Source organism: Desulfovibrio sp. SGI.169 (assembly GCF_050313595.1).
Taxonomy (GTDB): domain Bacteria; phylum Desulfobacterota; class Desulfovibrionia; order Desulfovibrionales; family Desulfovibrionaceae; genus Desulfovibrio.
Genome location: NZ_JBNPLS010000081.1, coordinates 1 through 649, shown reverse-complemented (window position 1 = coordinate 649; position 649 = coordinate 1). Strand labels below are relative to the sequence as shown.

The 649-nt window shown below is 37.6% G+C and carries 2 protein-coding genes; one reads left to right on the top strand and one right to left on the bottom strand.

Annotated elements, in window-relative coordinates; all coding sequences use genetic code 11:
• A partial coding sequence (locus tag ACQRA4_RS13860) for a hypothetical protein (RefSeq protein ID WP_427823633.1) occupies positions 1-292 on the bottom strand: 292 nt, incomplete at its 3' end.
• A gap of 179 nt (positions 293-471) precedes the next feature.
• Between ACQRA4_RS13860 and ACQRA4_RS13855 the strand changes: the two genes are divergently transcribed.
• On the top strand, positions 472-630 hold the full coding sequence (locus ACQRA4_RS13855; protein WP_427823632.1) for a hypothetical protein: 159 nt from the start codon (positions 472-474) through the stop codon (positions 628-630).
• Positions 631-649 lie beyond the last annotated feature (19 nt).

Sequence of the window (649 nt, the reverse complement as noted above, 5' to 3'; positions counted from 1 at the left end):
ATTTTGAATTTTCTATACCTATAATATTTATATAATATTCAGATAATAAAATAATTTTTCTCTTTTCATTTTTGATAATATTCCAAAGAAAATGGTCTCCAACTGTCTGATCTATAGTTCTCAATTGAGCATAACAATATAGCTCTTTCCCGTCATCGAGCTTTCTTGTTATTCTCGCTATTCTCGGATAACCTAAGTTTTGAGAATTAGTGTACGGAGAAATCCAAGCACAGGCTAAATTTATATCGCACCGTCTGGCTTTATAGACTCTGTATTCAGGAAATTCCTTCATGCTTTGTCTCCTATATATGTTTTATAATTTGGGCAATAATGGGAATCTAAATTTCCTAATCTTTCCTGCCGCATCGTCTTCGATATTCTAAGAAACATTTTTCCCAGTGCCAACCGCCGCGCAAATTTTTCTTGACTGCTATCAGCTAAACAGGCTAAAGCCTTGGACGTGGAGGTTCTATGTCACCCAGAAAAACCCTAACCATCAATGTGACTGAGGAGGAGCACCGACAGGCAAAAATCATTGCGGCTATGGCTGGTAAGACAATGAAAGAAATTTTTTTGGAAGCGATAGCGCGACTGAAAAAAGAGCAGGAAAAAGAAAACGGCTCCAAGTAGTGGTGGCACACCACTTGAA